Origin of the sequence: Dietzia sp. HMSC21D01 (assembly GCF_001815995.1) — a bacterium.
Lineage (GTDB): Bacteria > Actinomycetota > Actinomycetes > Mycobacteriales > Mycobacteriaceae > Dietzia > Dietzia cinnamea.
Window position 1 is genome coordinate 1 of sequence record NZ_KV824016.1, and the last position, 5,612, is coordinate 5,612.

At 69.9% G+C, this 5,612-nt stretch carries 4 protein-coding genes and 1 pseudogene; 2 read left to right on the forward strand and 3 right to left on the reverse strand.

Annotated features, from left to right (window positions below):
• Window positions 1-196: pseudogene (locus HMPREF3086_RS19325) on the reverse strand (alpha/beta hydrolase); the annotation flags it as partial.
• Between the two features lie 186 nt (window positions 197-382).
• Between HMPREF3086_RS19325 and HMPREF3086_RS12885 the strand changes: the two are divergent.
• Window positions 383-2,035: an AMP-binding protein gene (locus HMPREF3086_RS12885; protein WP_061227435.1), complete on the forward strand. Its 1,653-nt coding sequence runs from the start codon at window positions 383-385 to the stop codon at window positions 2,033-2,035.
• A gap of 105 nt (window positions 2,036-2,140) precedes the next feature.
• Here HMPREF3086_RS12885 and HMPREF3086_RS12890 read toward each other — a convergent pair whose 3' ends face one another.
• Both HMPREF3086_RS12890 and treS read right to left on the reverse strand, forming a co-directional pair.
• Window positions 2,141-3,532, reverse strand: coding sequence for a maltokinase N-terminal cap-like domain-containing protein (locus HMPREF3086_RS12890; RefSeq protein WP_061227434.1), 1,392 nt, complete (start codon window positions 3,530-3,532; stop codon window positions 2,141-2,143).
• The gene (gene treS, locus HMPREF3086_RS12895; protein ID WP_244881613.1) at window positions 3,529-5,343 is read right to left on the reverse strand and encodes a maltose alpha-D-glucosyltransferase; all 1,815 of its coding nucleotides are present in this window, start codon (window positions 5,341-5,343) and stop codon (window positions 3,529-3,531) included. The genes HMPREF3086_RS12890 and treS overlap by 4 nt, the downstream gene beginning before the upstream one ends.
• A gap of 34 nt (window positions 5,344-5,377) precedes the next feature.
• Here treS and HMPREF3086_RS12900 point away from each other — a divergent pair.
• Window positions 5,378-5,612, forward strand: a 235-nt coding sequence (locus HMPREF3086_RS12900) for a hypothetical protein (protein ID WP_141764087.1), incomplete at its 3' end; no start/stop codon positions are given.

Genomic DNA, 5,612 nt, shown 5'->3' on the forward strand with positions numbered 1-5,612 from the left:
CGGCGAGGCCCCGCGAGCGGAGCGTCCCCTGTTCGGCGGGCCCCTGGAGGACGGGCCCGCGTCGGGACGGCCGGTCGGCCTCGCGGTCGGACGAACGGCGGCCGTCCTGGGGGACGTCGCCGGACCCGGTCGAGCGTGGCAGTCGGAGGCCGCCGTCGTACGGCGGGCCGGGATGTCGGGGCCGTGATCCGCTCATGTGCGCAATGTAGACGCTCGACTGACGGTGGTCACCCGTAACCATGCCCGGAGGTTCGTCGCGAGGTGGAACCTGTTGCAGTAATGCCCGATTGTCGCTGCTCAGTACCGGGTCTGGACATGAGAACAAGTTCAGGCCACAATGTGAGAGAAGACACACAGCCCCCGCTCTTAAGGACCTGCCCCGATGACCGACGCAGTTGCCGATCAGTCCACCGATCCCCTCGCCGGAACCAACCCGGACATGAACGAAGCCGCCGTGTTCGAGGCCGTGGCCGACAGGATCCCGGACAACCCGCTGCTCACCATGGACGGTGTCGACTACACGTACCGGCAGATCGATGAGCTCGCCAACCGAATGGGTCACCTCCTGAAGGCCCACGGTGCGGAGCCGCTCAGCCACGTCGCGCTGTACATGAAGAACAGCGCCGAGCACATGGCCGCCATCGTGGCGTCCATGAAGATCCGCGTGGCCGGGATCAACGTCAACTACCGCTACACCCCGGCCGAGCTCGTCTACCTGTTCAACGACTCGCAGTCGGTCGCCGTGATGGTCGACGCCGAGTTCGCCGAGACGATGGCCGCCGCGGTGCCGCAACTGACCAGCACGCGCACGATCCTCGCCGTCGGCGGGACGCCTCAGGTCCTCGCGGACGCGTGTGCTGCCGCCGGCCTCACCCTGGTCGACGTCGACGCCGAGCTGCCCCAGCAATCGGCGGAGCGCGGGTTCGAGCCGGCCCGCGGTGACGACCACTGGATCGTCTACACCGGCGGCACCACCGGGTTCCCCAAGGGCGTCCAGTGGACGATGTCGGACTACTACTACGCCTGCCTGTCCGGCGGTAACCCCTACGGAGACAAGCGGCACAGCCCGCAGGAGGTCGCGGACAACGTCTCGCCCGACGGCGGATTCCGCGTCGTCATCTCAGCCCCGCTCATGCACGGCGCCGGACTGTTCACGCTGCTGACCTTCGTCAACATGGGTGGCCACCTGATCCTGTTCCGCGACTTCGACGCGGAGGTCATCGTGGACGCGACCGCCGAGCACAAGGCCGGCCTGTTGATGTTCGTCGGCGACGGCATGGCCGTGCCGATCACCGACGCCCTGCTCGAGGCCAAGAAAACCAAGGACTTCAGCTCGATGTTCATGGTCGCCTCCGGCGGCGGCATCTGGTCCAAGTCCTCGCGTGACCGCCTGCACGAAGAGTTCCCGAACGTCATAATCCGCGACAACTTCGGCGCCTCCGAGACCGGCAACGACGGCGAGCTGAACCTCAACGAGGACGGCGAGATGGTCCTGGCGCCGACCCCGCGCCTCGGGCTGATCGACGAGTCCAACCAGCCGGTCGCCCCCGGATCAGACGTGGTGGGCTACATCGTGCGCCGCGGTCACGTCCCGCTCGGCTACTGGAACGACCCGGAGAAGACCGCCAAAACCTTCCCCGTGGTCGACGGTCAGCGGGTCGCGGTGCTCGGCGACATGGGCCGGATCCGCGAGGACGGCTCCATCGTGTTCCTGGGCCGCGGCTCGGGCTGCATCAACACGGGCGGGGAGAAGGTCTTCCCCGAGGAGGTCGAGCAGGCGCTCAAGGCCCACCCGGCCGTGCACGACGCGCTGGTCGCCGGCGCCCCCGACCCGCGCTTCGGACAGAAGGTCGCCGCAGTCGTGTCCTTCCGCGAGGGCACGTCGGCCGAGCCGGAGGAGCTCTCCGCATTCCTGCGTGAGTCCCTGGCCAACTACAAAGTGCCCAAGGTGATCGTCGTCGTGCCCGAGATCCGCCGCTCGCCCGCGGGCAAAGCCGACTACAAGTGGGCCAAGGAGCAGATCTCCACCAAGTGACGCACGAGCAGTGACGCACGAGCAGTGACCACCCCGGCCGGGCCCGTACCAGCGGCCGGGCCGCGGTGCGTCGCATGGAGCGTGCTTCGCGGGGTGCGTAGCCGGTCAGCCGGCGGCGAGGATCCGCTCGACCGCACCCATCGGCACCGGGACCCACCCGGGTCGATTACGTGACTCGTAGACCACCTCGTACAGGGCCTTGTCCAGTGTGTACGCCCGCAGCAGCGCTCCGGAGTCGCGAGGATCGGCGTCGCTGACCTCGGCGTACCCCGAGCAGAAGGCGTCGACGTTGCGGTCACGCCACTCGCGGGCCCGGAAGCGCAGCTGCCGGTCCTCCACGCCGACGAGCGTGTGCTGGGCCGCGTAGTCGAGACTGCGCAGGATGCCCGCCACGTCGCGGGCAGGCGAGTCCGGCACCCGGCGCTCGGCGAGGGGTGCGGCCGGCTCCCCCTCGAAGTCGATGACGATCCAGCGGTCCGGTGCCCGGAGGGTCTGGCCGAGGTGCAGGTCGCCGTGGATGCGGTGCACGCGTACCGGGCCGGAGCCGGCGACCTCGTCGAACACCGCCCGCGCGGCGTCCGCGAACTCCGCCAGCGCCGGTACCTCGGCCACCGCCGCGTCCAGCCGCGCCCGCATCGACGCCACGAGGTCCGTACCGTCGCGCGTCGCCACTCCGGTCGCGGCCGCCAGGTCCTCGTGCACCTGCGCCACGGCCGCCCCGAGCCGGCCGGCCTCGTCGGCGAAGTCGGTGCCCACCTCCTCGGCCAGCAGATCGGCCTCGGCGAACAGGTCTCGGACGCTCGCCGTGGCCATCGCCCACCCGTCGGCCGCGCCCGCCATGAACTCCTGGGCCATCGCCAGGGTCGTGGGCCCGTTTCCGGTGTCGCCCCCCTCGCCGTCGTCCCCGTCGCCGCTCAGTTCCACCCATCCCCGCAGCGCCGCCACCGCCGGGCACTCCCGGTCGGCCAGCGCGGCGTGCAGCTCCACGTCGGGGTTCACGCCCGGCTGGACCAGCCGGAACACCTTGACCATGAGGTCGTCGCCGTACACCAGCGACGAGTTGGACTGCTCACCCTCCAGCAGCCGCCCCCACGTGGGCTCGGGCAGCGTGGCGCCGGGGACCAGTCGGAACCGCAGCCCGCCGACCTCGTCCTGCCCGGCCAGGTGGCGGAGCAGGGACTCGGTGCCGCGGGGGTCGCGCAGTCCGTCGTAGATCACGGGGGAGGCGCCCTCCGGGGTCAACGGGAACGCCCGTCGGTCACCCGGCAACTCGGCCGCGGTCGCGATCGGCACCTGGTAGCGCTGGGGCCGACCGTCCACCTCGAGATCCACCAGCAGGTGCTCGACCAGCACCTCCGGATCGTCCAGGAACACCTCGCGCCGGGTGATCCGCACTCCGGTGAGTTCCAGCCCCTTGCCGGCGAACCACCGCTGCTCGGGTAGCCAGTCGGTGAGCAGTCGGGCCAGGGTGTCGTCGTCGACCGGGGAGATACTCATCTCGGTCCCTCCTCCGGGCTGCGCAGTTCGAGCCAGTAGAAGCCGTACCCGGGCAGCGTGAGCTGGTACGGGTCGGCGTCGATCTCCGGGAACGGCACCCCGCCGGTGAGCTCGACGGGCTGACGACCAGCGTGCTCCGCCAGGTCCAGGCGCACCGCCTGCGGGAACCGCGACAGGTTGTTGACGCACAGGATCACGTCGGTGCCCGTGCCGTCGGAATCCAGCGAGCGCAGGTAGGACAGGATCGACGGGTTGGACCCGCCGAGGTCGGTGAACTCGCCCAGCCCGAATGCCGGGTGGCTCTTGCGGACGTGGATCATGCGCCGCGTCCAGTGCAGCAGGCTGGCGGTGGAGTTCATCTGCGCCTCCACGTTGACGCCCTGGTAGCCATACAGGGGGTCCATGATCGCGGGCAGGTACAACCGGCCCGGGTCGCAGCGGGAGAACCCGGCGTTGCGGTCGGGGCTCCACTGCATGGGCGTGCGGACGGCGTCGCGGTCGCCGAGCCAGATGTTGTCGCCCATCCCGATCTCGTCGCCGTAATACAGCATCGGCGAGCCGGGCAGGCTGAGCAGCAGCGCCGTGAACAGCTCGAGCTGGTTGGTGTCACCGTCGAGCAGGGGGGCCAGGCGCCGGCGGATGCCGATGTTGGCCTTCATCCGCGGGTCCTTGGCGTATTCCGCGTACATGTAGTCACGTTCCTCGTCGGTGACCATCTCGAGCGTGAGCTCGTCGTGGTTACGCAGGAAGATCGCCCACTGCGCCGAGGACGGGATGTCGGGGGTGTGGGCGAGGATCTCGGTGACGGGGAAGCGGGACTGCCGCCGCACGGCCATGAAGATCCGCGGCATGAGCGGGAAGTGGAACGCCATGTGGCACTCGTCGCCCACCTCGGGCTCGCCGTAGTAGTCCACCACGTCGTCGGGCCACTGGTTGGCCTCGGCGAGCAGCACACGCCCCGGGTACTCTTCCTCGACCACGGCGCGGCACTTGCGCAGGAACTCGTGGGTCTCGGGCAGGTTCTCGCAGTTGGTGCCGTCGCGCTCGAACAGGTACGGCACGGCGTCCAGGCGGAACCCGTCGATGCCCAGGTCCAGCCAGAACCTCAGGACGTCGATCATCGCCTCCTGGACCTCGGGGTTGTCGTAGTTGAGATCGGGCTGGTGGGAGAAGAAGCGGTGCCAGTAGAACTGCCCGCGTACGGGGTCGTAGGTCCAGTTGGAGGACTCGGTGTCGACGAAGATGATGCGGGCCTCGGGGTACCGCGTGTCGTCGTCGGACCACACGTAGAAGTCGCCGTACGGGCCCTCCGGGTCGGCGCGGGACTCGGTGAACCAGGCGTGGGTGTCGGAGGTGTGGTTCATGACCAGGTCGGTGATGACCCGGATGCCGCGGCTGTGCGCCTGCTCGAGGAGTTCCACGAAGTCCTCGACGGTGCCGAACTCCGGCAGCACGGTGCGGAAATCGCGGATGTCGTACCCGCCGTCGCGCAGCGGCGAGTCGTAGAACGGCGGCAGCCACAGGCAGTCGACGCCCAGCCACTCGAGGTAGTCGAGCTTCTCGATGAGACCACGGAGGTCGCCGGTGCCGTTGCCGTCCGAGTCGTAGAAGGCCCGGACCAGGACCTCGTAGAACACCGCGGACTTGTACCAGTCGTGGTTGATCTCGAGTTCGGTGGCGTGACGGTAGTCGTCCGCGCTGGGCTCGACGACGTGCCCGTCGTCGGTGAGCTCGGGGTCGGCCGGCCGCGGGTCGGCGGCGCGTGAATCGACGGGGCGGGACTCGGACTGCAGGCGCGGCTTGGGTGCCATGTCGGCGAGCCTACGGCCCCGTACGATCCGGTGCATGCGGAAAATCGACCCGACCGAGCGGGTCCGCGGCGTGGTGCGGGCCTTCCGGGGCCGGCACGGCCGGCGCGCCCGTGCGCTCGCCGTGCGGTTGGACGGCGACGACGACGAGGTGGTCCTCCGCCCGTGGGAGCTGCGGTTGCCGAGGGTGGTCGTCCACGCGGCGGCCCGGTCCAGGGGCTGGGAAACCGTCGGGGGCGCGCGGGCGCTCGTCCAGCGGGGCCCGTGGCTCG

Excerpts from the sequence above, each read along its gene's own strand:
- HMPREF3086_RS12885 (WP_061227435.1), top strand. The coding sequence starts at position 383 with ATGACCGACGCAGTTGCCGATCAGTCCACCGATCCCCTCGCCGGAACC.
- HMPREF3086_RS12890 (WP_061227434.1), bottom strand. The coding sequence starts at position 3,532 with ATGAGTATCTCCCCGGTCGACGACGACACCCTGGCCCGACTGCTCACC.
- treS (WP_244881613.1), bottom strand. The coding sequence starts at position 5,343 with ATGGCACCCAAGCCGCGCCTGCAGTCCGAGTCCCGCCCCGTCGATTCA.